The following is a 24,719-nucleotide window of genomic DNA, read 5'->3' on the forward strand; positions in this document are numbered from 1 at the left end:
TTTAGAGGGGTCAATTTAGATTGGAAACTGAGGGTCAGTTTAGTTGGAATATCCAGCATTAAGGTCTTAATATTTTGTCGTTATCCCGTCCGGCCAGTGATGGTAGGACGGGATTTTTAGGCACAAAAAAGCCCATCGACAACACGGGCTGTCAATGGGCATAATCATACGCACAAAGGTACTAATAATCTTCTAATTTACAATACTTTTCTTTGAAACATTGTTTGTTTAACCATATATGTACACACCATATTATTTCTCCATTTTTCCACACAAAAAGTTAGTATTTGTCTATGCTATATACTATCATCTCTATTTTTCTACTAATTTTGCAGCAAATAAAAAAAATACAATTTAGAATAATGCAAGACATAAAAAAACAGAACGTATATGACCTTATTCAAGAAAGGTTACGTGTCATTTTTCAAGATTTTGACAATATTTACATCTCATTTTCAGGCGGAAAGGATAGCGGTGTATTATTAAATTTATGCATAGATTATATCCGTAAACATAATTTGAAAAGAAGAATTGGAGTATTTCATATGGATTATGAAATACAGTACAACATGACAATTGATTACGTGGAACGAACTTTTAAAGAGAATCAAGACATCTTGGATATATATCATATTTGCGTACCTTTTCGAGTAACCACATGTACATCCATGTATGAAGACTATTGGAGACCATGGGATGAAGACAAAAAAGCAGTTTGGGTACGCCCAAAACCGGAAAGAGCGATGACATTACATGATTTCCCTTTCTACACAACCGATATGTGGGATTATGATTTTCAAGTGGAATTTGCCCAATGGCTACATAAAAACAAGATGGCTACACGAACATGCTGTTTAGTTGGTATTCGTACACAGGAAAGCCATAATCGTTGGCGTGCCATTTACAGAGAAACAAAAGAGCGATACGCTGACTATCCATGGAGTACAAAAATTACTGAAGGAGTTTATAACCTCTATCCTATTTTTGACTGGAAAACAAGTGATATCTGGGTAGCAAATGGTAAATTCAAGTGGGATTATAACCATCTATACGATCTTTATTATCAAGCAGGGGTAAGCCTTGATCGCCAAAGGGTAGCAAGTCCTTTTATCTGCGAAGCCATAGAGAGTTTGTCACTGTATAGAGTGATTGACCCTGATATGTGGGGGCGAATGATAGGGCGTGTCAATGGCGTAAATTTCTCCGGGATTTATGGAAAAACCGGGGCCATGGGAAGAGATGAGATACATTTACCCAAAGGATATACATGGAAATCTTTTACAGAGTTTCTTCTCTCTACTCTACCTGAACATACCCGGAACAGATACCGGAAGAAATTGGAGACAAGCATCAGATTCTGGAAAAACAAAGGTGGAGTATTAAGTGACGAAGTGATACAGAAACTAAGAGAAAGAAATATTCCTATTCAGGTCGGTGACAGTACAAACTACAAAACAGACAAGAAGCCTGTCAGAATGGATTATTTGGATGATATTGATATTGCAGAATTCAAGGAAATCCCGACTTACAAAAGAATGTGTATCTGTATCCTACGCAATGATCACGTTTGCAAATATATGGGATTCGCACTGACAAAAGAAGAAACACTCATGAAAAATACGGCATTAAAACAATATGGAAAAATTTTCAAGTCATGACCAATTTGAGCAGACAGACCGAAAAACAAAAGCCATTACCTGGCTATTGATGTTATTGCCAAGCTCATACCTTTACTTAAAACAAAGGTTTCCTTTGTCATACAGAGGTTGAGCATCGACATACCCTGCATTAGGTTCCTGCCAAGTCGGCAGATTTCAGAAAGTACGAGGGTATCTGCTTTCTGAATATTTAGTCTCAGATATCATAATATAAGCATTTTAATGATGCACAAATATAAGAACTTTGAATATATAATATATGAAAATTTTAAATTTTGACAGTACATAATCATCTGTTAATGAGACCATGATATCATCCGTGAAGTTAGATTTCCTTTTTATTGTCGAAGGTATTTACATAGTCTTTATAGAAATTTAATTATCAAAACCTTACGATGGAAAAGAAGAAAAAAACTACCTTTACACCACAAAAATGGACAATTATGGAAAGAGATGAATTTTTCACTACTGATGAGAAGGAATTGCTCTTCTCTCTCTACAAAAAATTATTGCAGTTGACCGGAGAAACATTACAGAAAGGTGACTGTAGGAAACTGAAAACACATCTTATCAACTCTATAAAAGATAACCGCGTTCAACGCGACACGTTCGGACTGAATCCCCTGGTTAAGGATATGCAGACTGCCGTTATCGTTGCCGAAGAAATCGGAATGAAACGGGCATCTATTCTGGGCATCATGCTGCACGAGAGCGTGAGAAACGGGGCTTGCACCACCGAAGAGGTACAGGCTGCTTTTGGTGAAGACGTGGCCGGAATCATCCGCGGATTGATACGTGTAAACGAGCTTTACTCCAAAAGCCCCACCATCGAATCGGAAAACTTCCGCAACCTGTTGCTCTCCTTTGCGGAGGATATGCGTGTAATTCTGATAATGATTGCAGACCGCGTGAACATCATGCGGCAGATAAAGGATAGTAAAAATGACGAAGCGCGTCGGCAAGTGGCTAATGAGGCTGCCTACCTCTATGCTCCCCTCGCCCACAAACTGGGTTTATACAAGCTGAAATCGGAACTGGAAGACCTTTCACTGAAATACACGGAAAAAGAAGTCTATTATCATATCAAGGATAAGCTGAACGAAACCAAAGCATCCCGTGACAAGTACATCGCAGCCTTCATCGCTCCGATGCAGAAGAAGCTGGAAGAGGCGGGGTTACATTTTCACATAAAAGGACGAACTAAATCCATTCACTCCATCTATCAGAAGATGAAGAAACAGAAATGTCCGTTCGAAGGCGTGTATGACTTATTTGCCATCCGCATTATTCTGGCTTCGCAAGTGGAGAAAGAGAAACAGGAGTGCTGGCAAGCATATTCCATTGTGACGGATATGTACCAACCTAACCCCAAACGGCTGCGCGACTGGCTGTCCGTACCTAAAAGCAACGGCTACGAATCACTGCACATCACTGTGATGGGACCTGAAAGCAAATGGGTGGAAGTGCAGATACGTACCGAGCGCATGGATGATATTGCCGAACGTGGTCTTGCCGCACACTGGCGCTACAAAGGCGTAAAAGGGGAAACAGGGCTGGACGAATGGCTGACTTCCGTACGCGAAGCATTGGAGAACTCGGATAGCAGCGGTCTGGAGGCAATGGACCAGTTTAAACTGGATTTATATGAGGATGAAGTATTCGTATTTACTCCAAAAGGCGACTTATTCAAATTGGGTAAGGGAGCCACAGTGCTCGACTTTGCTTTCCATATCCATAGTAAACTGGGATGTAAGTGCATTGGTGCTAAAGTAAACGGCAAGAACGCACAGTTGCGACAGGTGCTGAATAGCGGTGACCAGGTGGAAATAATGACATCGAACACGCAGACACCTAAGCAAGACTGGCTGAACATTGTAACTTCTTCCAAAGCGCGCACCAAGATTCGGCAGGCATTGAAGGAAATGGTAGCCCGGCAGCATGCTTTTGCCAAAGAAACCATAGAGCGGAAATTCAAGAACCGGAAGATAGAATATGATGAAGCGGTAATGATGCGCCTTATCAAACGGCTTGGCTTCAAGACGGTGACGGAGTTTTATCAAAGCATTGCGGACGAAACGCTGGATGTAAACGAAATCATAGATAAATATCTGGAACAGCAGAGGCGTGAGAATGATGTGCATGATGACATCACGTATCGTAGTGCCGAGGGATATAACCTGCAACAAACGCAGAACGATGACATCATCCGTTCGAAAGAGGATGTACTGGTTATTGACCAGAACCTGAAAGGATTGGATTTCAAGCTGGCACGTTGCTGTAATCCGATTTATGGGGATGATGTATTCGGCTTCGTAACAGTGACCGGAGGTATCAAGATACACCGTAGTGACTGTCCCAATGCTACGCAGTTGCGCGAGCGGTTCGGTTATCGGATTGTAAAGGCACGGTGGGCGGGCAAGTCGAAAGGTACACAATATCCAATTACGCTCCGTGTTGTGGGACATGATGACATTGGCATCGTAACGAACATCACTTCCATTATTTCAAAAGAGAATGACATCACATTGCGCTCCATCGGCATTGACTCGCACGATGGATTATTCTCCGGAACAATGACAATTATGGTGGGCGATACGGGACGGCTGGAAACGCTCATCAAGAAGTTAAGAACGGTGAAGGGAGTGAAACAAGTATCAAGAAACTGAATTAGCTACGAGATACGAGCTACGGGTAACAAGTTTCCTCCGGTGTATTATGGTTAACTTGTAGTTTGTAGCTCGCAACATGTCACTATTAATTATGAGATACGATTTAAAGAAGCAAATCCGCAGTTTTGGCTATGCCTGGAAAGGCATCAGGCAATGCGTAGGCAAAGAGCAGAACCTGAGCTTTCATCTTATTACTTCGGTAGTGGTGATAGCCGCAGGACTCTTTTTCGGCATCACACGCACGGAATGGATCATCATTGTGCTTTGCATAGGTGTGGTGATAGCTGCGGAACTATTCAATACGGCTATTGAGAAATTGGTGGATTTGGTTTCACCCGGACGCCATCCCATTGCAGGGCAGGTAAAAGACATTGCCGCCGGAGCAGTGCTGGTGTGCGCTGTTGCGGCGGCAATCATCGGGGTTATTATCTTTTTCCCGTATGTATTCGGTTAGAACCTTTATTTGAAGAGACTTTTTATCTCACCCGTTTCTTCTTGAAATAAGAGTATGTCAGCAAGAAGTAAACAGCCAAGGCTACCAGGATAGCAATGCCAATGACCTTATAAATCAACTGGAAATCCGTATAAAAATGAAGGTGTTCATTTCCGTTGTCCGACAGAAAGCAGCAAACAGCAATACCTATCAGGATACCGGCATCCATAGACAGATGGCAAGTAGTATTTGCAGTTCCCCGTTGGCAATGTTGAGACAGCTTAACAAATATCTTCGTAAAAGGTATCGTAAGCACCACTAAAACAACAAGGAAGAATAATACACTATAATCTCCCTGTTTGATTAGCGGCAATGCTACCCCGGGAATAAAGGCTATCAGCAACAGATTGAAAGCAGGAAGCCATCCACGCACCAGTAGGAAACGGTCGAGATTACAAAGGCTCATACCTATCGGGGCGCGAAAAGCTACATATACCCGCATGGCAAACAGAATGCTAAATATGCCACACAATATAGAAAGGTATGCCACCATACTGAAACCTTTGAGATAGAACATCCAAACTCCCGCCCCTACTCCTACCAGCATTCCCAGACGCGCGGCCAACGCAAAGCCCATGTTTCCGGCACTGCGGCATGAAGAAGCAGTGATGTCAATGGCCACTGTGATACCTGCCGTCGTAGCCAATCCAAAAGCTCCTCCTTGCACGGCTGCAAGCAACAGCAGTTTCGGGAAAGTGTCGACAAAGATGTAACCTAAAGTTGCTCCCAACATCACAAATGTGGAATACACAAGCACACGTTTCCTCTTGTACTCATCTCCCAGGTATGCATGAAACGGTCCTACAAGAAACATTGCTGCTGCAAAAACCAGAAACATACTACCCACCTGGCCGGTAGAGAGGCCCAATCGTGACACCATTACCGAAGGAAGTACCGGAAGAAGCGTATATATGGATGCAAAAAGCAGAAAATTGGCAAAGCACATCCGTATAAAGCCCAGTGACCAAAGATTATCAGTATTGCTCTTTCTCATTCGGGAAATCTAAGTTCTTCACATCAGATACATAACGGCTGATAGCATCAGTCATCACCGTATGCAGGTCGGCATAGCGACGTAGGAAACGGGGACGGAAGCCATTGTTCATACCCAGCATATCTTGAATAACCAAGACCTGGCCGTCTACTCCGCCACCGGCACCGATGCCGATAATAGGAATGGTGAGTTCACTTGCCACACGTTCTGCCAGAGCGGCAGGGATTTTCTCCAGTACAATGGCAAAGCAACCGGCTTCTTCCAGCATATGGGCGTCACTTATCAGCTTATCAGCTTCCGTATTATCCTTGGCACGAACGGTGTAAGTACCATATTTATTGATGGATTGCGGCATCAACCCGAGGTGTCCCATGATGGGTATACCGGCACTGAGAATACGCTTCACCGTACCTATGATTTCTTCGCCACCTTCCAGTTTCAATGCATCAGCATGACTCTCTTTCATGATGCGAATGGCCGAAGCGAGGCCTTCCAATTCATTGCCCTGATAGGAACCGAAAGGCATATCTACCACTACCATAGCGCGCTTCACACCACGAACTACGGACTTAGCATGATAAATCATCTGGTCGAGAGTGATGGGAAGGGTCGTCACATTACCTGCCATTACATTACTGGCAGAATCGCCTACGAGGATTACATCCATACCTGCACCATCCACAATCTGTGCCATGGTGTAGTCATAAGATGTCAACATAGATATTTTTTCGCCTCTCTGTTTCATCTCTATCAGGCGATGAGTAGTCACTTTACGAGTGTCATCTGAAATATAACCTGCCATATTTCTTTAATTATTAAGTTATTAGTTATTCTTTCTCAATTTTCGGGCGCAAAGGTATAACTTTTTCCCGTTACTTATGCAATCGGGTTAATTTATCGTAAGTGAACCCCTCAAAATCATCCAGGATATGATGGCATAACGGGGCTATTTCTTCGCGTGAGTTGGTAGTGGCCAGACCGATAACGGTAGCTCCGGAAGCCATGCCGGCTTTCAGTCCGTTGAAAGAATCTTCGAAGACATACGTTGTTTCCGGTGTGGTTCCGAAGACTTCCATACCCAGCAGGAAGCAATCCGGCGCAGGTTTTGACGCGGTAAACATCTCTGCCGTAAGAATACGGTCGAACATGGTTTTTATCTCAGGCTTGGCACGATACACAGCTTCCATCTTTTTATCGTTGGAGCTGGTGACTACAGCCATCTTGACATTGTTGCGGCGGAGGTCGGCGATAAAGGACTCTACACCGGGAACAAAGTCGTACGACATTTCCTGCTCAAAACGGTCGAGTCCGGCGGTGATTTCTTCCCGCTCTCTGGTCATGCCGGGGAAAAAGGTATCATAGATGTACATCAGGGTTTGTCCCTTCACACGGTTCTCCAAGTCTTCCATACCCAAGTAATCTACTCCTAACTTGTGCCAGAAGATGCTGTACTGCGTTTCTGTGTCGACAACGACACCGTCGAAGTCGAATAGAACGGCGATGTTTTTTGTTTCAGCCATATAAACTTTCTTTTACCTTATTATGTTAATACCTTATGAATTACGACACAAAGGTCAGAATAATACTTGAACCGAGCAAATAAATGAGTAACTTTGCTGTCCCCTAAAATAACATCATTATGAATAACAACCCTCACATATTAGGCACTGAAAGCATAGGCAAACTGCTGTTACAGTATTCTATTCCCGCCATTATAGGTATGACAATTACTTCGCTGTACAACATCATCGACAGTATTTTCATCGGTCACGGCGTAGGTGCGATGGGTATTGCCGGATTGGCAATCACCTTTCCGCTAATGAATCTTGTGGTAGCATTCTGTACGCTGGTGTCGGCAGGCGGTTCTACCATTTCTTCCATCCGCTTGGGACAAAAAGACCTGGACGGAGCAACAGAAGTGCTGGGAAATACGCTGATGTTCTGCCTGATTAACGCGGTCGTATTCGGCGGACTTGCTTTTGTTTTTCTGGACGATATATTGAGCTTCTTCGGTGCCAGCCGGGATACGCTGCCTTATGCACGTGATTTTATGCAAATCATTCTGGCGGGAACACCTATTACTTATACGATGATTGGATTGAACAATATCATGCGTGCCACGGGATACCCCAAGAAAGCAATGCTGACATCCATGGTGACCGTGGTTTGCAACATCATCCTCGCCCCTATTTTTATTTTCCACTTCGACTGGGGAATACGCGGAGCAGCCACGGCAACAGTGATTTCGCAGTTCATCGGTATGGTATGGGTAGTGAAGCACTTCCTCAACAAGGATAGTTTCGTTCATTTTGGTCCGGAATTCTGGAAATTGAAAAAGCGTATCATCAGCAGCATCTTCTCTATCGGCATGTCTCCGTTCCTGATGAATGTATGTGCCTGCGCCATCGTGATTATCATCAATAACTCGCTGCAACGCTATGGAGGCGATATGGCTATCGGAGCCTACGGCATTATCAACCGTTTGCTTACGCTTTATGTAATGATTGTGCTTGGCTTGACTATGGGTATGCAGCCTATTGTGGGATACAACTTCGGTGCACAGAAGCACGACCGCGTGAAGCGGACATTGAAGCTGAGCATCCTGACGGGTGTTTGCATCACCAGTAGCGGTTTCCTGATTTGCGAACTGTTTCCGCACGCCGTTTCCGCCATCTTCACGAATGACAATGAATTAATCGATATTGCTTCACGGGGAGTGCGCATCTGCGTACTGATGTTTCCGCTGGTAGGCGCCCAGATTGTGATCGGTAACTTTTTCCAGAGCATCGGGAAAGCGAAAATCAGTATCTTCCTTTCGCTCACTCGACAACTGCTGTATTTACTCCCCGGCCTGATTTTCTTCCCTCAATTCATAGGGCTGGATGGTATCTGGACCAGCATGCCTGTGGCCGACTTCTTCGCTTTTGTCACAGCTCTAATTGTACTGGGAACATACATCCGGAAGAAAAACAAAGAGAGTATTGCGTAAGTAATTTACACCCTTTTTATTCTGCCCTACAGATAGTTGCTGGCAAGGTAAAAACGATAAAATGAACTTATTCGCTTTTAATGCTATGTACAGGATTGTCGTTGGCTATGTGCCAAGCCTTGATTATCACACAAGACACAATGAATAAGTTCAGGCAAAGAGCGACAACTATGTACCATACCACAGACAAAGATACTGTGTCATTGAACTGACTAATCCAAACCTCACCAGCTTTGAATGCTCCAATTATACCTATCACAACCGCCGGAACAGCCAGCCACAACACATCGCACGAAAGCAATCGTAAAACTCCGCTGACTTCCGCTCCATTCACTTTACGAATAGCAATCTCTTTGGAACGCAGGCGGATTTCATCATTCACGTAACCGACGAGTCCCATGAGGATGATAAACAAGATAGTAATAGATGCCAGTAGCGTAACGTCACGAAACACACGGACAGATTTGGAATAACTCAGTATCTCTCCCTCCATCGAACGAAATAATAGCTCATCCTGAGGATATGCACGCCGCATTTCTTCATTCAGGCGGATTAAATTATCATCAAAAGGTTCTTTCAAACGGACATGCACATGATTGGCTGTGCCCTCTGCCCAAGTTATCATGACCGGGTTCCGATCATCCGGCGCAAGTGGAAAACTGAACGTAGCCAGCACACCGACAACCGTACCAAAATCATTTACCCGTTCGCCTACCCCGGTACCTTCCCATTTCATCTTCTCAACAAAAGTACGGTTCACAAGCAGTTGCCCACTGCCCGATAATCTTTGTCCGGCTGCAAGCTTCATACCCATGAAATCAAGGTAATCTGCATCGAACGCCGAACTGCGGGGGGAGAAAAGCCGATTGCCTTGGTTGTCCATTATCATATACGGAGCATAGAAACCTAACATCGTTGCACTGGCAGAAGCCACAGATTCTACATATGGCAGTCCTGCGAGAACGCTGCGTAGATTATCCGGATTCTCCAACCGCTGATAAACATAGGCGACGCGTTCAGGGCGGAAACCACGGTCGCGACCGGTGACATAGTTATACTGCATAAGGACGACTAACATCATACCCAGTATGAACGCTGCGCCTCCGAACTGAACAAATAATAAAATCCTTTTCCAGCCACGACGACCGGAAGTGTAGCGCTGAAAGACTTGGGTTACCGGTATACGCGAGAATAATGTACCTGGTAAACATCCTCCCAACAAGAACAGCAGAGTTACCACTGATAACGGTGCCCATAGATTTTGCCAAGCAAAAAGTACACCCAGTGGAATAGAGGCCAACTCTTCCATCTTTTCGCGGAAAACATATACTAATAAGCCCATAAAGAACAATGCCAGCATAACCACCACGGCTGTCTCTATCAGGAACATGGATAAAATGCTGTGTCCGGATGCACCGCTACACTTATGTACCCCGATAGCCTTGGCACGCTGTGTCAACGAAGCGACGGAGACTAATACATAATTCAGTGTTGTAGTAAAGAGCAATACGGCACCTAACAATGCCATTATCCAGATCATCTTCCGCACGCTTGGTTTTGAAAGATGAATGCTACGCATAGGTTCAATGCTCACTTTCAGTTCCAGGCCGCTATTTTCCGGTATATGGCGGGCGATGGTGGCCGAAAGACGGTCATTCAGTATGTCAGCATCGGCAGGAGTGCGTAAGCGCAAGTAACCATCATAATTACCCCCACTGTTCCACCCTAACCTCCACTGGGTGTGGCGTTCAATACTGGGGAAAGAAACAATAGCTTCCGGACGGGAATACAATTCTGTATTTAGCGGTACATCATCATAAATGCCTTTGACAAGCATAGGGATACCAGCACCACCCATCTGATAGTTCAGTGTTTTTCCCAATGGAGACTCACTGCCAAAGATGGTCCGCGCTGCTGTGCGAGACAAAAAGATAACATCCGGATTACCCAATTCCTGCGGGTTTCCTTCCAACACCTTGAGACCGAGTGTAGTAAAATAAAGGGTATCTGCCATCACAGTAGCAAAGTTGAACTTACGCTCTCCCAGGTGATAGTTACTACCAAAAAGCGAACAACTGGTCGTAGCACTCTCCACCTCATCAGGAAATTCATCAGCAATGGTAGCAGGGATGACTTCGATGGTATTGTAACCCTCACCACCCTTCAGCACACCTTCTTGCAGCCATCCGGTTTTCACAATATAAAGATTCTCCGGCTCGTGGTAGAAATTATCAAAACTCAGTTCGAAGGCAATACGGGCAAAAAGAAAGACGGACATCAACAATCCCAATGCCAGAGTGATAACTTTGATGATATTTGATCCGCGCCCACGAAGCAAGGTCTGCAAGGTATAATAAATCTGTCTCATATACTTCTATTTATTTATTCACTCTTAATACTTTCCACCGGATTCTCATTGGCGATATACCAGGCTTTCCAAATGACACATGTTATGATTATCACCAGATTGGCAATCGCTAGCAATACATATACAGCCCAACCCAACGGTACCTGCACCGCAAAAAGGTCCATCCATATCCCATTAACGTACCACGAGCTTACGGTACCGATAATGACTGCCGGTCCTGCCACATAAAGCACGTCACGCGACAACAATTCCAGTATCATCGACGCTTCAGCACCATTCACCTTGCGGATAGCAATTTCTTTGGAACGGCGACGTACTTCGTCGGTAGTGTAACCTATCAACCCCATCAGCATTACAAAAAGCATCACGACGGCTGCCAATATGGTGGCATCACGGAAGACACGTACAATGCTATACGCCTCCTGCATCTCCTGTTCCAACGGATAAAAGTCAACGGTTTTACCCGGAAAGGCTTCGGATGCCTGACTGTTCAGTTTACTCAGGTTCTCGACAAAAGGCTCTTTCAGGCGAATATGAATGCTATTGCCAAACTTACCACACCGGACAATAAGCGGTTGTTGCGGAACATAAAAGGAAGCTGTATGAAAGTCTTTCAACACTCCCACTACCTTGAGGTCACCAAGGCTAGTATGACCATTGTGTACCACACGCCCCAGAACCTCATCTCCCCAACGCATTATCCGGGCAAAAGTCTCATTCACCACTGCTTCATTACGTTCACGCGCCATGCGTCCTTCTTTCAGCGCCATTCCCATCATTTGCGGATAGCCTTCGGTCTCCACGCAATAGCGTGACGAGAAGATAGATTTACCGCTTTCATTCAGTATCATCATGCCACTCATTCCGATACATGGCGGATAGCTTGCCGATTCGACTGCTTCTACATAAGGCAGACCACGGAAAAACTGACGGGCCACATCCCGTTCCGTATTATCATCAAAATGGAGATCGCCAACAGCTACACGTTTTGCATCGTAACCCGTTTCCTTATTCAGCACATAGTGATATTGTGCCATCACTACACACATCAGTCCACAGATGAAGGATACTCCCATAAACTGAATAAAAAGTAGCGGACGTTTCCAGCCCTTCTTACCCTCGGTGTATCGGCGGAATACCTGAGATACCGGTATACGGGCGAACAGTCGTCCGGGCAATACACCGCCTATGATGAATAATACAAATACCACCAGCATCGGTACCCAAATGCGATCGGGCACAAAAAGAGATGTTAGCTGAACTTCCATAGTCTCTTCTATCATTTCACGGAAGTTGAACAATAGCAACACCATCACTCCTATCGACAGCAAAATGATAATACCCGTTTCCAGCAGAAACATACCGAAAACCGAACCACCCGAAGCACCATTACATTTGTGTACTCCCACAGCTTTAGCACGATAGGAAAGCGAAGAAACAGAGATTAGCACATAGTTCAGCGCAGCTATAAAAAGAATAGCAAAACCAAGAAGACTCATGATGGAAATCATACTCTTTACCGTATCACTATTGAGATATACCTCACGAATAGGCTGTATCACAGCCGTGTATCCCACACTCTCTTTTTCTTCCTGTGGAATATAATTCTGGATAACAGCATCCAGACGGGCATTGAACTTTTCAACATCTATTTTCACGCCCGGGCGTAGGCGGATATACTGGAAGTAAGAATCTCCGCCTTGCCAGGTATTTTCCGCCCACTCGCGGCTCCATCCTGTGGCTATGGAGATGACAGCTTCAGGATTCATAGTTGCATTTTCCGGTAGGGCTGCGTATGTGCCCTTCACTGTCAGTTGTATCTGTTTATCATAATTTATCACTTTCCCGATGGGATTTTCATCACCGAACATTTTCCGAGCCAAGCGATCACTGAGGAAGACAACATCTTTCTGTTGCAGTTCCCGTACGGCATCTCCCGTCAGCACCTCAATCCCCATAGTACGGAAGAAAAGAGAATCAGCCATAACCTTATAGTCACTGAAACGTACACTACCATTATACAACGGACCGAAGACCATGTACTTGCAGACATTGACGGCAGATTCCACTTCATCCGGAAAATTCTCAAGAATGAATCCTGCCACTACCGGTAAGTTCATCTCGTTGGGTTCGTCGTCACGTTCTCCATCTACGGTCCAGACGGAAAGCACCTGATAGAGTTGGTCATAGTCCTTGTAGCAGGTATTACAACTCTTTTCAAATGCCACGCGGGCGAAAAGCAGGATACTCATTGTCAGAGCCAACCCAAGGGAAATGACCTTGATGACATTAGAACCACGACCGCGCAGCAACGTTTGAATGACATAATAGATTTGCTTCATACTCTAAAATTTCTTTATTCGCTCTTGATACTGTTCACCGGATTTTCATTCGCAATTTTCCAGGATTTCCAGATGACACAAGCGACAATGATAATCAAGATAACCAGTGCAATCAGCACATATACAACCCAGCTAAGCGGCACTTGTGTGGCAAACTGTTCCATCCACATCCCATTGACATACCACGAAGCAAGCGTACCGATGACAACGGCAGGTCCGGCCACATAAAGTATATCTTTAGAGAGTAGTTCCAGTATGCCCAGAGATTCCGCCCCGTTCACCTTGCGAATGGCAATTTCCTTTGAACGACGACGCACCTCGTCTGTGGTGTAACCTATCAAGCCCATCAGCATGATAAAGAACATGGTCAATGCAGCCAGTATGGTAGCGTTACTAAACACACGCACAGCATTATATCCCTCCAGTATCTGTTGCTCCATTCCGTCGAAATCTATTGTTTTGTCCGGATATGCCTCAGATACATCTTTATTCAGGCGACGCAGATTCTCTGCAAAAGGTTCCTTAAGCCGTACGTGAACGGTGTTGCCAAAGGTACGGGTATAACCGAAGATTATGACATCCTGCGGTTGGTAAAAGGAACCTATATGAAAGTCTTTCAGTATACCTACCACTTTATAATTTTCACCTTCCATACGCAACGGATGATTCAGAGCTTTATCTCCCCAACGCATCCGCTCCACAAAAGCCTCGTTCACTACGATTTCATCCGTAGCACGTGCAGGGCGACCTTCCTTCATGGTCATGCCCATCATCTTAAAATAATCTTCAGGCGCATGGCTGGTACGAGTTGAGAAAAGCGATTGTCCACTCTCACCTTGAATCATCGAGCCACTATAACTCCAGATAGGGGTACTGACGGCACAAGATACCTCTTCCACATAAGGTAGTCCACGAAAGAACTGCAACGCTGGTTCACTTTCTTCGCCTTTACCAAAATAAGCTCCCCCCACTGCTACACGGCGTGGGTTGTAGCCCATATCTTTATCTTTCACATAATTGTATTGTGCCATTACCACATACATCAATCCGCAGATGAAAGCCACACCAGCAAACTGAACGAAAAGCAACGGACGCTTCCAGCCTTTCTTTCCTTCCGTGTAGCGGCGGAATACCTGCGATACGGGTATTCGGGCAAACAATCTGCCCGGCAGCACGCCACCTACAATGAACAAAGCCAGCACTACGGCAAGTGGTACCCAGATACGGTCCGGTGCAAAAAGTATGCTTAACTTAGCCGCAGTGGTATCTTCAATAAATCCTTGAAAATTCAGCAATATCAAAACCATTAACATCAAAGCCAGCACAATGATGATGCCCGTCTCCAACAGGAACATGCTAAACACTGTGCCTCCGCTTGCACCACTGCACTTATGCACGCCCACCGCTTTGGCACGGTAAGTAAGCGAAGAAATAGATATCAACACGTAGTTCAGCGCTGCGATAAAGAGAATTGCAAGGGCAAGAATGCTCATGATACTGTCCATACGTTTCACTTGGTCTTCGTTACGATACACATCGCGAATAGGCTTCACAAAGGCGGTGTAACCATAAGCTTTCTTGTCTTCTTCCGGACGATATTTCTGGATCATGGCATCCAGACGGGCATTCACTACTTCTTTGTCGGCTCCCGGACGGAAGCGGATATATTCGTAATAACTGTCGCCTCCGCGCCAGGAGTAGTTGCCCCAGCCACGACTCCAGGCAGTGGGCATGGATACGACTCCCTCTGGACGCATTGTGGCGTTTTCCGGCAAGGCAGCATAGGTGCCCTTCACTGTAAATTGTAGCTCTTTGTTGTAACTTAACACTTTCCCGATGGGGTCCTCATCACCAAAAATTTTCTGTGCTAAACGGTCACTCAGAAAAATGACATCCGGCTGTACCAATTCCTTTTCCGGATTTCCACTCAGTACTTCAATGCCCATAGTACGGAAGAAAAGCGAGTCGGCCAGCAGTTTTCCATCATCGAAACGAACGTCGCCATTATACAGAGGTCCGCCAATGAAATAAGCAGTGCTGGTGGCGGATTCCACCTCTTGAGGGAAATTTTCAAGAATGGCACCCGCTACTGGGCCACAATTCTGTTTCTGAGGTTCAAATTGTTCTCCATCAGCAGAAAAAATGGAAAATATCTGATATAGATTATCGTAATCTTTATAGCAAGTATCGTAACTTTGCTCAAAAGCTACACGGGCAAACAGCAAGATACTCATCGTCAGTCCCAACCCGAGGGAGATGACTTTGATGATGTTTGAACCACGTCCGCGCAGTAAAGTTTGTATTACGTAATAGATTTGTTTCATCACATTTTTTATTAATTCGTTGCAACACTTGCCACAATACTACCATCGAAAAGATGCACAGTGCGGTGAGCAAAACTTGCATCGTGCTGCGAGTGCGTCACCATGATAATAGTGGTTCCTTCCCGGTTGAGCTCTGTCAGCAAGTTCATCACTTCCGCACCATTCTTAGAGTCCAGATTACCGGTCGGCTCATCGGCAAGTATCAGCTTCGGATTGGTAACGACTGCACGGGCAATAGCCACACGCTGTTGCTGACCACCGGAAAGTTGTTGCGGGAAGTGCTTGGCGCGATGACTGATATTCATACGTTTCAGAATATCTTCCACCATTCGGCGACGTTCAGAAGCTTTGATGCCGAGATAAGTTAGAGGCAGCTCTACATTCTCGTACACATTCAGTTCGTCAATCAGGTTAAAGCTCTGGAATACAAAACCTAACTTGCCTTTGCGAACACGTGTACGCTCTTTTTCTTTCAAATCGCCTACTTCCTGTCCTAAAAGTTTATATGAACCTTCTGTCGGATTATCCAATAGTCCCAGTATATTCAACAAAGTTGACTTACCACAACCTGACGGTCCCATAATGGCTACAAACTCTCCCTCTTTCACTTCAAGGTTCACGTGGTTCAATGCCACTGTTTCCACTTCCGTTGTACGGAACACTTTGCTGATGTCATTAATTTCAATCATAATGCTTTTTATTATGTTATTTACTATGTATTTATTATTTCTTTTACTGTTCACTGGATTTTAATACTTGCTATATCCTGTTTATATTAAAACAGAAAGCGTGCCAAAGCATAAAAACTGTTTATTATCAAGAAATTAACTTTTCAAACGTCCACCATTACTGTCTAATAATTAGACACCTCCGTCCAAAAATTAGACACCCGGCAAGAAGAGCCCCATACGAAAGGAACAGAAAAAAGGAAGATAAGACAAGTATTTATCAAAAAGAAAACTCTATCTTTGCCCGCAGTTTTCTCAAAGATACTAATAATGTTAATATTTACAACACATGAAACTATCTAAACTCCTATTCATCCCGCTTATAGGGCTATGCATGAGCGGTTGTGACATGATAGATTATCATCCCTATGATGTGCGCATCAGTGGTCAGACGGACATAAATAATTATAACATTCAAAGGATAGAGGCAAGTTGCAAAGACAAAACCACTATCCGTTTCGCCACCTTAAGTGACTCACAACGCTGGTATGATGAAACCGTAGATTTCGTTAACCACCTCAATAAACGAAACGATATTGATTTCGTTATCCATGATGGAGACTTTAGTGATTTCGGGGTCACGGACGAATTCCTGTGGCAACGGGACATATTGAACAAGCTGAACGTTCCCTATGTCGGCCTGATTGGTAATCATGACTGCATCGGTACGGGTGAAGACACTTTTCGTGCCATTTTTGGTGACCCGAACTTTGCTTTTATTGCCGGACGCATCAAGTTTGTCTGTCTGAATACCAATGCCATTGAGTATGATTACTCACGCCCTATCCCGGACTTTGATTTTATCTCCAGTCAACTTGAAGAGCGTTGTGAAGAGTACGACCGCACTATATTCTCTATGCACATTCGTCCCTTCTGCTATGAATTCAACAACAATGTAGCCCAGGTTTTCCAGTATAGTATTACACAATTTCCCGGATTACTATTCTGCACGGCAGGTCATGAACATCGTTTATTTGAAGAAGATCTTTTTCAGGATGGCGTGATGTATTACATGAACGACTGTATGAAAAACCGCACCTACTATATATTCACTGTAACACCTGACGGATATGAGCGTGAAGTGGTCTATTACTAAAGTACTGATGTGTTCCCTCCTTGTTTGCTCATCAGTGACCCATGCACAAGAAACCAAAACAATTGAAGCACACCAGGTATTCAGAGATACCGTAATCATTACGAAATATGATACTGTGTGGATGGAAAAAGAGAGGGTGAAAATAGATAGTGCCGACGTTAGCAATAAACGTTACAGTCGTTATGACAAACGCATTCATCGCTACCGGAAACACTGGGAAAATTTGATCCCCACACATACGAAACTGCAATTTGCCGGTAATATGGGATTGCTGTCTCTGGGCACTGGATGGGATTACGGAAAACGCAACCAATGGGAAACGGATATATTTCTTGGTTTCTTGCCTAAATATAATTCTAAACGTAACAAGATCACTATGACCCTGAAGCAAAATTATATGCCTTGGAGCATTGATCTTGGAAAAGATTTCTCGGTAGAGCCACTTGCTTGTGGAATATATTTCAACACTGTATTTGGCAGTGAATTCTGGACAAATGAACCTGACCGTTATCCCAAAGGATATTATGGTTTTTCGTCCAGGGTACGTATCCACGTCTTCCTCGGACAGCGACTGACGTATGATATCCCGCCACATTGGCGATTGGGTGCCAGAGCAATTACTTTTTTCTATGAGATAAGTACCTGCGACTTATATGTGGTAAGTGCGTTTGTTAACAAATATCTGAAACCGAAAGATTACCTCAGTCTGTCATTCGGTCTGAAAACGCAGTTATTTTAGCTATGTTACATACACAAAGTCATGTCTGCATCACGCAGACATGACCTCGAGAGAATTTATAGAGTTTAATACATGTTATACGAACTCTTCGACCATATACATGTAAACAGTGTGACAAAATTGTAAAATTCATAATTAAACAAAAAGGGCCGCATCTTCTTATACGAAGTGCAGCCCTTTTCCTTTTATTTCTCTTTCTTAATATGAACGAGCAAACAAAGCACGGCAAGCCGAAGGTTTACCAGTCACCATACAAACACCCGGTTCTTTATCATCATCCAGGAAAGTTTCGAAGGGGATACAACGGATGGTAGCCTTAGTATCTTCTTTGATTTTCTCTTCTGTTTCTGTCGTTCCATCCCAGTGAGCCAGGATAAAGCCACCTTCTTCAATCTTCTCCTTGAATTCATCGTAACTATCCACTTTCGTGATATGGGCATTGCGATAGTTAAGTGCTTTCTGGTAGATGTTAGCCTGAATTTCTTCCAATAAGTCTTTTACATATTCTTCGATGCCATCGCAAGAACGAGTTTCTTTCTCCAAAGTGTCGCGGCGCATCACTTCCATTGTATTGTTTTCCAGGTCACGACCACCCATCACCAGACGAACAGGCACACCTTTCAGTTCATAGTCAGCAAACTTGAAGCCCGGACGTTTGTTGTCAGCATTATCATACTTAACTGAGATGCCCATGGATTTCAGTTTCGCAACGATACCTGCAACCTTTTCGTTAATCTTCTGCAGCATCTCCGCATTCTTATAAATAGGAACAATGACAACCTGTATCGGAGCCAGATGCGGCGGCAATACCAGTCCGTTATCATCAGAGTGGGTCATGATAAGCGCACCCATCAGACGGGTAGAAACACCCCATGAAGTAGCCCAAACATATTCCATCTTGTTTTCCTTATTCACGAACTGCACATCAAATGCCTTGGCAAAGTTCTGTCCGAGGAAATGGGAGGTACCGCTTTGCAAAGCTTTTCCATCCTGCATCATAGCCTCGATAGTGTAAGTATCCAATGCACCGGCAAAACGTTCGTTAGCTGATTTCACACCTTTCACAACAGGAACAGCCATATATTTTTCTGCAAATTCAGCGTATACATTCAGCATACGTACTGCTTCTTCTTCAGCTTCCTCGCGGGTAGCATGCGCAGTATGCCCTTCCTGCCACAGGAATTCGGCAGTACGCAGAAAAAGACGGGTACGCATTTCCCAACGCATCACATTGGCCCACTGGTTGCATAGGATAGGCAGGTCGCGATAAGAATTAATCCAGTTCTTATATGTGTTCCAAATGATAGTTTCGGAAGTGGGACGGATAATCAGCTCTTCTTCCAATTTAGCTTCCGGGTCCACAATCACACCGCTACCATCAGGAGCATTCTTCAAGCGATGATGTGTAACAACTGCACACTCCTTTGCAAAACCTTCCACATGTTCCGCTTCACGGCTAAGGAAAGATTTCGGAATCAACAGGGGGAAATAAGCATTCACATGTCCTGTCTCCTTGAACATATCGTCAAGCTGACGTTGTATCTTCTCCCAGATAGCATATCCGTAAGGCTTAATCACCATACAACCACGCACAGCCGACTGTTCTGCCAAATCGGCCTTTATTACTAACTCATTATACCACTGCGAATAGTTTTCGCTGCGTTTGGTCAGGTCTTTTAATTCTACTGCCATTTTATATCGTTTTTTTAAGTTTTTCGGGTATATCCATTAAACAGTCGGCAAAAGTACAAAATTTTGTGTGAAAAGTGTGTTTGATAAACACACTATTTAAAAAAAGCCGCAACTACATGATGATATGTGGCACGAATTCCGACATATTATCTGTTTTTGCAGCGGCAAAAGTATATAAAAAGAAAGAATTAATACAGATATTCACAAGATTACTTCAGAACAATAAATGCCATTTGGTGTTTATTTAGACAGCATTTATTATATTCTACACTGAGGCATTTTATCCTTCCGAGCGAATACTTCCTTAATTTATATTTAATAAGTTGTATTTTTCAGTCGATTGCTTTGCTTTTTTGAATGAAATTTTATATATTTGTATCGTATAATACAACTTTTTAGAGATGCATTATTAAAAGGCTTTAGTCATTCATAATATAAAAAATAGAAACTATGGGCAGAAAAATCAACTTTTTAGTTTTAGTAACTGTCATGGTGGCATTCTTTTCTTCTTGTTCCAACAACGATGTATACGATCCCACCAGAGAGGCAGACTCAAAAAAGGCGCAGTATGAAGCAGCTTTTATCAAGAAGTACGGCGCTATTTCGCCTGACCAGGACTGGGGATTCGGTGAAAACCCTACTACACGCGTGGCCAACCCTAACAGTAATCAATGGAAAAACTTTACTGAGGTGCCGGAGGATATTACAGCAGCAGAAGAGGAAAAGGTAACTGAGTGGTTTAAAACACATCAAAACCCTACATCTATCGCCATTAATTGGTCGGACTTTTTTGTGCAGCATGTAAGTAGTTCACATGCTAATATGGACTATTTGGTGGCAGTGTTGCAAAATGGTGATAATGATCATATCAACAACTTCAATTCCAGTAATGGAGTAATCATGTTAATACAAAAAAGCGGAACATCTCAGTTTGGATATAATAATACTTTAGATGGTAAAATACACTATAACCACACCATCCAGTATATTGATGGGGCTTATTATGTCGGATTTGACTTTGAAGCAACCGGACAAAACTCTAATCAACAAGAAGCTGCTGATGGCTACTATAGCGACTGGATAGTTAAAATCACTCCTGCAAAATATACTAATGCTCGACGAATTATGGCAGAAGACCTCGGAGAAATCGGAGACTTCGACTTTAACGATGTCGTATTCGATGCTGCAATAGTAGAAGGTGGTGATGCTGTAATCACTTTGCTGGCTGCCGGCGGAACTTTACCTTTATATATTGGAGGAGAGAGCGCAGAAAATGAAGTTCACACCCGTTTTGGTGTTAGCACAGAGACAATGGTGAATACAGCAGTCGGAAAACATCAGAACATACCTCCTGTAATGTTCAGACTTTCAGGATATGCCAACAAAACCATAGTCGACATCCCAATTACCGTAAATGGAATAACACTGAAAGCAGAAACAGGAAAAGCTCCCGGAAAACTAAGTGTTCCTACTACAGTAGATTGGGCTAATGAAACTCAAGCTATCGACAATCGATACCCCAAATTTAAGAATTATGTGAATAACCCTGATATTAATTGGTGGGAAGAATAAAGAAGAGGATACATAGAAGATACATTAGGTGATTAGAAGGGAAAGGGATGATGCATTAGTTGTATCATCCCTTTTGTTTTGCCTAAAATATAAAAGCTCTATAAGCTAAAACAAGAAATCCTGACAGCCATTTTACTGGTTATCAGGATTATTTCAGATGAGCGGCAAGCGAGGTTCGAACTCGTGATCCTCAGCTTGGGGGGCTGCGCTGTAATGTATGCAGCCTCGTAGCGGAGAAGACGAGACTTGAAAAGGTTTATATGTCAGCCCATAGCAGAAATACGTACCGAGACAATGGTAAAGACTGTTGTACAAGGTTGATACGTTACTTATCTCGCCACCTATAGCTCCTCTGTTGGTTTTCCAGCTAACAGACACTATTCGTATTGGTGACACTGTTGTTCATCGTGAACAGGCTTATTATGAGGACAGTCTTTACCGGGCATGGGTGAGTGGGTATCGGCCGAGGCTGGAGTAAGTTATAGTCTGTTTCAATGGTAAGGGAGTAGAAGTCATCTTATAGCGATAAGTGGCGAGACTCGGCGAAAGTTGGGGCTTTTGGGTTGTTTATTTCGTTTTTGTACCAATTTTGCGTATGTTTTGCACGTTTTCTGTGTAAAATCAATAAAAAAGTAGGTAAAAATAGACTTTTTTGGGCGAAAAGCGTTTAATTTGCATAAAGAATTCGCATGATTATGGAACTCACAAGTATAGATTACGCACGATTGATTCAGTATGCAGCTCAGAAGTTGCATATGACCCAATTGAACAAAACTCAGATTAACAAGATTTTGTTCTATGTGTATGGTGTATATTATGCTGAAACAGGTAAGTTGTTATTTGGGGATGATTCTCCTAAAGCATGGCCGTATGGGCCTGTATTTCCTATCGTAAATAAAAAAATCAATCCTGATGAAATTATAAAATCTTTTTCCAACGACAAATTATGCGAATTCAATAAGCGTCCTAAAGCATTGGAATTAGTTAAATCTGCAGTTGATATAATGCACTTGATGAGTGCTGTTTCTTTAACTCAATGGTCTCATAAAGAAGGCTCTCCTTGGTATAATACTCTTTATATTAAAGATAAAGAAGGTAATGTTATTGAACAAAACAAATGGAATACACCAATAAATACTGAGGCAATAAGAGAATATTTTTCTAATCCTGCAAATAGAATTAAATAATGAGTAAGAAAATTACCTTCCATGCAGATGATGACTTGTTTAATACTTTATTCGGTTCGAGTAAGGTAATTAAGCCCTACCATTATTTTATTCATTTAGGATATTATATTCCGTATTGGATAAAGTTCTTTTTCTCCGCTCCTTTTAAAGAAAAGAAAAAAGATATTAATATACTTGATACAGTTAGCTCTCTTTTAGAATCTGAAACTACACCCGAAAATCTTGATAAATGCAAGGAACTTGTTCATTTACATAGAATAGTAGAAAATACCAAAGCTAGACGTAGGCTTGAAAAATGGTCATTACGTGTTATTGCTATATACTTATTTATTGTACTTACAATAGTTGTTTGTAATTATATTGCCGTCCCTTTATTGTCGGGTTATATGGATATACATGTTACAGAGCCTATAATGATAACTATACTTTCCACAACAACGATCAACATTATTGGCTTAGGTTTGATTGTTTTGAGAGGACATTTTTTGGCTAATGATAATTCGAATAGTATAAAAAAGACAGACTGTGATAAGGCAGCCGAATAAGCTGCTTTTTTCTTATATCCCTATTTCATGCTATCTAACATCCAATGTTGAGTGACAACCTATTATATTATTTCTTATTTTTACACACTAACTTAAAAATAATATATCATGGCAGAATATAGTAGGGAACAAAGGAATAAATTGAGTAGGGCGATTGCTAATAACAAAGCAGGGAATAAGCAAATGAAAGTAGTTGTGGATAATAGAGAATCAATTCCTATTCAAATGGCTACTACCAGAATAAGGTGGAATCCAGATGGGCATTTTATATCTGGACCACGAACAAATCCGGAAAATATAGTAAAGATACTTAATGAGATGAAAGTGAACAATGTTCTTAATTTTGTAAATGTACGTAATAAATATCAAAATGGACATATTGTAGCTGCCAGCTTTGGTGGTGCTCAAAATGCTGATAACTTAGTGTCATGGGGGGATCAAATGGAAGAAAAACAAGGCGATTTTGAGAAAACAATAATGAATGGTGGAGCCAATTCAAGCGTTGCAGAGTGGATAAATTACCCATCTGGTGGCGTTAATGAAGAAGGGGATTTAATAGATACATATACAGTTGGTAACGGCGGGTTAGACACTTCAGTAAGAAATCAGTGGATTAGTAAGGTTAAGGGTATTTTAGTAACAAAGAATGATGCTGGGTATGAAAAATTAGGTCAGCAAACGGTAGAAAATAGACCTAGTGATGTAGCTATTGGTCATGCAGTCGAGGCTAAATACGATAGTGCAATTAAAGATAAATTCAATAAAGCAATATCACGTTTGCCGACTGCATATCAATTGGAATATAAACCTGATTCCGCTCATAACCCTAATGCGAGGGGGGATATAAAAAATGAATTAACAGAATTTCCTAGTATTGCATTAAATGAAAATGATAAGTTATTTACCTTCCTGAAATTATCTATTGTATCAGAAGGTGCACAGAAATGGCGCATTATTTAAGCAACAAAAACTACATATAAAACTGTAGAATGTACTTGCCGGATGCTTGACTATTTCCTTGTTCAAGTCGATAGCTTGCTCCATGTAATCTTGTGCCGGGCTCGGAAATCCTGCGCGAATACCTTCGTCTGCATAGGGTAAGGGCAGACTTGAGGAAATGTCAATCTTATGTATTTCTATGTTCCTTTTCATCGTGACAAATAAACGAAGAAATAATGAAAGTAAAAGTGTCGATTTTGATTTTTTAAAAAGAAAAGGCAGTTTTTCAACTGCCTTAAATTATCAAGCTCATCAGCACTTATCAACAATTTCTGCTTGATATTTTACATAGTTTTAGTCCAGGAATAAAAAATCCTTGTAGCT

General features: G+C 42.7%; 18 protein-coding genes and 2 pseudogenes. 11 read left to right on the top strand and 9 right to left on the bottom strand.

What is annotated here, in order from left to right:
• Positions 1-362: 362 nt before the first annotated feature.
• The 3 genes from QZ135_RS12370 (at position 363) to QZ135_RS12380 (ending at position 4,781) form a co-directional block, all read left to right on the top strand.
• A complete protein-coding gene (locus QZ135_RS12370) occupies positions 363-1,658 on the top strand; it encodes a DUF3440 domain-containing protein (RefSeq protein ID WP_294609448.1) in 1,296 nt (431 codons plus the stop codon).
• A gap of 443 nt (positions 1,659-2,101) precedes the next feature.
• On the top strand, positions 2,102-4,324 hold the full coding sequence (locus QZ135_RS12375; RefSeq protein WP_294609451.1) for a RelA/SpoT family protein: 2,223 nt from the start codon (positions 2,102-2,104) through the stop codon (positions 4,322-4,324).
• Between the two features lie 94 nt (positions 4,325-4,418).
• Positions 4,419-4,781 (top strand): diacylglycerol kinase family protein, encoded by a 363-nt coding sequence (locus tag QZ135_RS12380; protein WP_294609453.1) that lies wholly within the window; start codon positions 4,419-4,421, stop codon positions 4,779-4,781.
• 22 nt (positions 4,782-4,803) lie between these two features.
• On the opposite strand, the gene QZ135_RS12385 is transcribed toward QZ135_RS12380, so the two are convergent.
• The 3 genes from QZ135_RS12385 to QZ135_RS12395 all read right to left on the bottom strand — a co-directional run bounded on the left by QZ135_RS12385 (position 4,804) and on the right by QZ135_RS12395 (position 7,334).
• Entirely contained in the window at positions 4,804-5,814 is a 1,011-nt protein-coding gene (locus tag QZ135_RS12385) for an MFS transporter (protein WP_294609456.1), read from the bottom strand.
• Positions 5,795-6,616 (bottom strand): 3-methyl-2-oxobutanoate hydroxymethyltransferase, encoded by an 822-nt coding sequence (gene panB / locus QZ135_RS12390; RefSeq protein ID WP_009127549.1) that lies wholly within the window; start codon positions 6,614-6,616, stop codon positions 5,795-5,797. Before panB ends, QZ135_RS12385 begins: the two co-directional genes overlap by 20 nt.
• A 70-nt stretch (positions 6,617-6,686) precedes the next feature.
• Complete coding sequence (locus QZ135_RS12395; RefSeq protein ID WP_294609460.1) at positions 6,687-7,334, bottom strand: HAD family hydrolase; 648 nt, start codon at positions 7,332-7,334, stop codon at positions 6,687-6,689.
• Positions 7,335-7,453: 119 nt separating this feature from the next.
• Here QZ135_RS12395 and QZ135_RS12400 point away from each other — a divergent pair, with 119 nt between their 5' ends.
• Complete coding sequence (locus QZ135_RS12400) at positions 7,454-8,803, top strand: MATE family efflux transporter (protein WP_294609463.1); 1,350 nt, start codon at positions 7,454-7,456, stop codon at positions 8,801-8,803.
• Between the two features lie 67 nt (positions 8,804-8,870).
• Here QZ135_RS12400 and QZ135_RS12405 read toward each other — a convergent pair whose 3' ends face one another.
• From QZ135_RS12405 to QZ135_RS12420, 4 genes are read right to left on the bottom strand one after another with little or no spacing between them, the layout of a single operon-like run.
• Positions 8,871-11,171: an ABC transporter permease gene (locus tag QZ135_RS12405; RefSeq protein ID WP_294609466.1), complete on the bottom strand. Its 2,301-nt coding sequence runs from the start codon at positions 11,169-11,171 to the stop codon at positions 8,871-8,873.
• Positions 11,172-11,185: 14 nt separating this feature from the next.
• Entirely contained in the window at positions 11,186-13,513 is a 2,328-nt protein-coding gene (locus QZ135_RS12410; protein WP_294609469.1) for an FtsX-like permease family protein, read from the bottom strand.
• Positions 13,514-13,527: 14 nt separating this feature from the next.
• Entirely contained in the window at positions 13,528-15,837 is a 2,310-nt protein-coding gene (locus QZ135_RS12415) for an ABC transporter permease (protein WP_294609472.1), read from the bottom strand.
• Positions 15,838-15,848: 11 nt separating this feature from the next.
• Positions 15,849-16,526, bottom strand: a complete 678-nt coding sequence (locus tag QZ135_RS12420) for an ABC transporter ATP-binding protein (protein ID WP_009127561.1) — start codon at positions 16,524-16,526, stop codon at positions 15,849-15,851.
• 328 nt (positions 16,527-16,854) lie between these two features.
• Here QZ135_RS12420 and QZ135_RS12425 point away from each other — a divergent pair, with 328 nt between their 5' ends.
• Positions 16,855-17,661 (top strand): metallophosphoesterase, encoded by an 807-nt coding sequence (locus QZ135_RS12425; protein ID WP_294609476.1) that lies wholly within the window; start codon positions 16,855-16,857, stop codon positions 17,659-17,661.
• The gene (locus QZ135_RS12430; protein ID WP_294609480.1) at positions 17,636-18,400 is read left to right on the top strand and encodes a hypothetical protein; all 765 of its coding nucleotides are present in this window, start codon (positions 17,636-17,638) and stop codon (positions 18,398-18,400) included. The genes QZ135_RS12425 and QZ135_RS12430 overlap by 26 nt, the downstream gene beginning before the upstream one ends.
• Before the next feature lie 198 nt (positions 18,401-18,598).
• On the opposite strand, the gene proS is transcribed toward QZ135_RS12430, so the two are convergent.
• On the bottom strand, positions 18,599-20,092 hold the full coding sequence (gene proS, locus QZ135_RS12435; RefSeq protein WP_294609483.1) for a proline--tRNA ligase: 1,494 nt from the start codon (positions 20,090-20,092) through the stop codon (positions 18,599-18,601).
• 489 nt (positions 20,093-20,581) lie between these two features.
• Between proS and QZ135_RS12440 the strand changes: the two genes are divergently transcribed.
• From QZ135_RS12440 to QZ135_RS12460, 5 genes and pseudogenes are all read left to right on the top strand, one after another.
• Positions 20,582-21,664 (top strand): hypothetical protein, encoded by a 1,083-nt coding sequence (locus QZ135_RS12440; RefSeq protein ID WP_294609486.1) that lies wholly within the window; start codon positions 20,582-20,584, stop codon positions 21,662-21,664.
• Positions 21,665-21,937: 273 nt separating this feature from the next.
• Positions 21,938-22,139: pseudogene (locus QZ135_RS12445) on the top strand (DUF6808 domain-containing protein); the annotation flags it as partial.
• A gap of 220 nt (positions 22,140-22,359) precedes the next feature.
• Complete coding sequence (locus QZ135_RS12450; protein ID WP_294609489.1) at positions 22,360-22,851, top strand: type II toxin-antitoxin system antitoxin SocA domain-containing protein; 492 nt, start codon at positions 22,360-22,362, stop codon at positions 22,849-22,851.
• Entirely contained in the window at positions 22,851-23,396 is a 546-nt protein-coding gene (locus QZ135_RS12455; RefSeq protein ID WP_294609492.1) for a hypothetical protein, read from the top strand. Before QZ135_RS12450 ends, QZ135_RS12455 begins: the two co-directional genes overlap by 1 nt.
• A gap of 108 nt (positions 23,397-23,504) precedes the next feature.
• Positions 23,505-24,356 carry a hypothetical protein gene (locus QZ135_RS12460; protein ID WP_294609495.1) on the top strand — a complete coding sequence of 284 codons (852 nt, stop codon included), beginning with the start codon at positions 23,505-23,507 and terminating at the stop codon, positions 24,354-24,356.
• 24 nt (positions 24,357-24,380) lie between these two features.
• On the opposite strand, the pseudogene QZ135_RS12465 reads toward QZ135_RS12460, so the two are convergent.
• A pseudogene (locus QZ135_RS12465) lies at positions 24,381-24,548 on the bottom strand (peptidase S24); the annotation flags it as partial.
• Positions 24,549-24,719: the final 171 nt, after the last annotated feature.

Source organism: uncultured Bacteroides sp. (assembly GCF_905207245.1).
Taxonomy (GTDB): Bacteria; Bacteroidota; Bacteroidia; order Bacteroidales; family Bacteroidaceae; genus Bacteroides.

What these genes read in the sequence shown, in the direction of transcription:
- proS (WP_294609483.1), bottom strand. Translation starts at nt 20,092, where the DNA reads ATGGCAGTAGAATTAAAAGACCTGACCAAACGCAGCGAAAACTATTCG.
- QZ135_RS12385 (WP_294609456.1), bottom strand. Translation starts at nt 5,814, where the DNA reads ATGAGAAAGAGCAATACTGATAATCTTTGGTCACTGGGCTTTATACGG.
- QZ135_RS12410 (WP_294609469.1), bottom strand. Translation starts at nt 13,513, where the DNA reads ATGAAGCAAATCTATTATGTCATTCAAACGTTGCTGCGCGGTCGTGGT.
- QZ135_RS12440 (WP_294609486.1), top strand. Translation starts at nt 20,582, where the DNA reads ATGGTGGCATTCTTTTCTTCTTGTTCCAACAACGATGTATACGATCCC.
- QZ135_RS12415 (WP_294609472.1), bottom strand. Translation starts at nt 15,837, where the DNA reads ATGAAACAAATCTATTACGTAATACAAACTTTACTGCGCGGACGTGGT.
- QZ135_RS12430 (WP_294609480.1), top strand. Translation starts at nt 17,636, where the DNA reads ATGAGCGTGAAGTGGTCTATTACTAAAGTACTGATGTGTTCCCTCCTT.
- QZ135_RS12420 (WP_009127561.1), bottom strand. Translation starts at nt 16,526, where the DNA reads ATGATTGAAATTAATGACATCAGCAAAGTGTTCCGTACAACGGAAGTG.
- QZ135_RS12395 (WP_294609460.1), bottom strand. Translation starts at nt 7,334, where the DNA reads ATGGCTGAAACAAAAAACATCGCCGTTCTATTCGACTTCGACGGTGTC.
- QZ135_RS12460 (WP_294609495.1), top strand. Translation starts at nt 23,505, where the DNA reads ATGGCAGAATATAGTAGGGAACAAAGGAATAAATTGAGTAGGGCGATT.
- QZ135_RS12375 (WP_294609451.1), top strand. Translation starts at nt 2,102, where the DNA reads ATGGAAAGAGATGAATTTTTCACTACTGATGAGAAGGAATTGCTCTTC.
- QZ135_RS12450 (WP_294609489.1), top strand. Translation starts at nt 22,360, where the DNA reads ATGGAACTCACAAGTATAGATTACGCACGATTGATTCAGTATGCAGCT.
- panB (WP_009127549.1), bottom strand. Translation starts at nt 6,616, where the DNA reads ATGGCAGGTTATATTTCAGATGACACTCGTAAAGTGACTACTCATCGC.
- QZ135_RS12455 (WP_294609492.1), top strand. Translation starts at nt 22,851, where the DNA reads ATGAGTAAGAAAATTACCTTCCATGCAGATGATGACTTGTTTAATACT.
- QZ135_RS12380 (WP_294609453.1), top strand. Translation starts at nt 4,419, where the DNA reads ATGAGATACGATTTAAAGAAGCAAATCCGCAGTTTTGGCTATGCCTGG.
- QZ135_RS12400 (WP_294609463.1), top strand. Translation starts at nt 7,454, where the DNA reads ATGAATAACAACCCTCACATATTAGGCACTGAAAGCATAGGCAAACTG.
- QZ135_RS12405 (WP_294609466.1), bottom strand. Translation starts at nt 11,171, where the DNA reads ATGAGACAGATTTATTATACCTTGCAGACCTTGCTTCGTGGGCGCGGA.
- QZ135_RS12370 (WP_294609448.1), top strand. Translation starts at nt 363, where the DNA reads ATGCAAGACATAAAAAAACAGAACGTATATGACCTTATTCAAGAAAGG.
- QZ135_RS12425 (WP_294609476.1), top strand. Translation starts at nt 16,855, where the DNA reads ATGAAACTATCTAAACTCCTATTCATCCCGCTTATAGGGCTATGCATG.